Source organism: Rhodopseudomonas sp. B29, from assembly GCF_000333455.1.
GTDB lineage: Bacteria > Pseudomonadota > Alphaproteobacteria > Rhizobiales > Xanthobacteraceae > Rhodopseudomonas.
Genome location: NZ_BADD01000108.1, coordinates 1 through 2,825 on the forward strand (window position 1 = coordinate 1; position 2,825 = coordinate 2,825).

General features: G+C 62.2%; 2 protein-coding genes and 1 pseudogene. All 3 read left to right on the forward strand.

What is annotated here, in order from left to right:
• On the forward strand, window positions 1–189 hold a 189-nt coding region (locus I5M_RS29140; protein WP_040771548.1), incomplete at its 5' end, for a DegT/DnrJ/EryC1/StrS family aminotransferase.
• Between the two features lie 42 nt (window positions 190–231).
• A complete protein-coding gene (locus I5M_RS03980) occupies window positions 232–1,005 on the forward strand; it encodes a trans-aconitate 2-methyltransferase (protein WP_022720217.1) in 774 nt (257 codons plus the stop codon).
• A gap of 351 nt (window positions 1,006–1,356) precedes the next feature.
• A pseudogene (locus I5M_RS29145) lies at window positions 1,357–2,825 on the forward strand (DUF1522 domain-containing protein); the annotation flags it as partial.

The following is a 2,825-nucleotide window of genomic DNA, read 5'->3' on the forward strand; positions in this document are numbered from 1 at the left end:
CGGCATCGAGGCCAGATCCGTCATCCGCTGTTGATGTCGCAGCAGCCGGCGTATCGCCATCCTGCGCCGCGGCCGTTGCCGAACGCCGAGCGGCTGGTGCGCGAGATCATCAGCCTGCCGATCCACGAGAAGCTGAGCGACGATCAGGTCGACGAGGTGATCGCGGCGGTCGTGGAATTCCATCGTTAACGAAGTGTCAGCGCCGCTCGCGCGGCAGCCGGGGAGGCGAGATTGACCGAGAAATTCACCGTCGACGACATTCAGAAGCTCTATGCCGAGCAGGCCGCAATGCACGGCACCAGCGGCACGTCGACCATCCAGGACATGCGCACCCGCGTGCTGGAAGTGAAGGCGCTGCTGCCGCATCTTCGCCCCGCGATGTCGGTGCTCGAGGTCGGATGCGGCAACGGCTACACGACGACGCAGGTTCTGGCGGCGTATCCGGACATCCGGATCAAGGCGTTCGATTTCTCCCCGGCGATGATCGACAACGCGAAGAAGCTCGATCCGGATAACCGCGTCGGCTTTTTTGTCGGCGACGTGCTGAAGCTGGACGACACTCAGGCTTATGACGTGGTGTTCAGCCAGCGCTGCATCCAGAATCTGGTGTCGTGGGACGATCAGAAGGTGGCGCTCGGCAACATCGTGCGCGCGTTGAAGCCGGGCGGTGCCTATATCATGCAGGAAGGCTTCTCGACCGGCCTCAACAATCTCAACGAAGCGCGGGACGAACTCGGTCTCGAGCCGATCCCGGAGAGCTGGCACAATCATTTCTTCGACGAGCCGGCCACGATCGAGTTCATGCTGTCGCTCGGCTGCGCCTGCACTTTTCAGGACGCATTCCTCAGCGGCTATTATTTCGGCTCGCGCGTACTTCTGCCCGCCTTGATGCCGAAGGGCGCCAAGGTCAAATCGTCGTCGCGGCTCAACGATTATTTCGCGGCACTGCCGCCTGCCGGTGATTTCTGTCCGATGAAGCTGTTGCGCTTCGAGAAAAGGGCCTAACGCCAAAGAATAATTTCAGTCGGTTTGGCCGGTGGGTTCAGTGATTAACAATCTCTGAACGCGCCGACGCAATCCTTTGATCTTTACTATTTGTTAATCGGCGCTTCCCCGGCGCCGCCCTGCACTGTGCAACTATCTAGAAATACTGGGCTTTATGCAGGTGGCGTGTAGTTGCGCGATGCCGTTATGTGCGTCGGCCTATTCTCGGAGCTACTCGCAAGCCCGTGGTTTTACGAGCGATTTCATTACTTAAACCCGCTGCCGATCTTTTACGCATTCTTAGAGTCTCGCCGGCATGGTTCCGCGGTCGATCAAGAAGATCGCAGTGCTAAACCAGGAAGGTAGCATCACATGTCAGGTATCGTTCTCTCCAATGCCGTTCGGCAGAATCTGTCGTCGCTCCAAGCCACGGCCGATCTGCTCGCCACCACCCAGAGCCGTCTCGCTTCGGGTAAGAAGGTCAACACGGCGCTCGACAATCCGACTAACTTCTTCACTGCGGCCTCGCTCGACAACCGCGCGTCGGACATCAACAACCTGCTCGACGGCATCGGCAACGGCGTGCAGATCCTGCAGGCCGCCAACACCGGCATCACTTCGCTGAACAAGCTCGTGGACAGCGCCAAGTCGATCGCCAACCAGGCCCTGCAGACCACTTCGGGTTACTCCACCAAGTCGAACGTGTCCGCCACGATTTCGGGCGCGACGGCCGACGACCTGCGCGGCACCCAGAGCTTCGCCCAACGGCGTCGCCACCTCCAACACCATCTTCGACGGCACCGCTGGCGGCACCACCGCTGCGGCCGGCACTGACAGCCTCGGCGGCGCGATCGTTTCGATCTCCCGCTTCGGCGAGCGTCCAGGTTGCCGCTGCGGCGGACGCTTCCGCCGCCGGCTCCGCGCTGACCGTCGGCACCGCCGGCGCCACCGCTACGACCTCCACGCTGATCAGCGCGCTGACCAACGGTTCGACCTCCACCGCGACCGGCCCGGCTGCGGGCGACTCGATCACGGTCAACGGCAAGACCATCACCTTCACCACCGCCGGCGCCGCCAGCAAGGACAGCAGCGGCAACTACACGATCGGTATCGACCAGACTCTGGCCAACCTGACGACGACGATCGACGCCATCAACAACGGCTCGGGTTCGACCGTCGCTGCCGGCAAGATCACCCTGCATTCCGGCACCAACAGCCCGCTGACCATCGGTGACAACTCTGGTGGTACGGTGCTGGCCAAGCTCGGTCTCACTGCGCAGACGGTGAACACCACTGCAGGCGCAGCCGCCAATATCACGGCGAGCACGCAGCTGTTCAACACCAATGGCGGTCTGACCACCAATGCGATCGCGGACGGCACTCAGCTGACCGTCAACGGCAAGACCATCACCTTCAAGACTGCCGATGCTCCGCAGGGCAACGCCATTCCGAACGGTACCGGCGTTCTCGGCCGCATCGCGACCGACGGTTCGGGCAACTCGACCATCTACCTCGGCAACCAGAGCAACTTCACCAACGCGACGGTGGGTGATCTGTTGACCGCGGTCGACCTCGCCAACGGCGTCAAGTCGGCGTCGATCTCGGGCGGTGTCGCGACGATCAGCACCAACGCCGGCCAGACCGCCTCGAGCGTGTCCACCGGTCAGGTCACGATCCAGAGCTCGACGGGTGCCGACCTCAACATCACCGGCTTCACCGACCTGTTCAAGAACCTCGGTCTTACCACCGCGAGCGGTTCCGGCTCGCTGACCTTGACAAGCAGCGCACCACAGTGGTACGACGCTCGGCACCCTGATCAGCGACGGCTCGACCCTGAACGT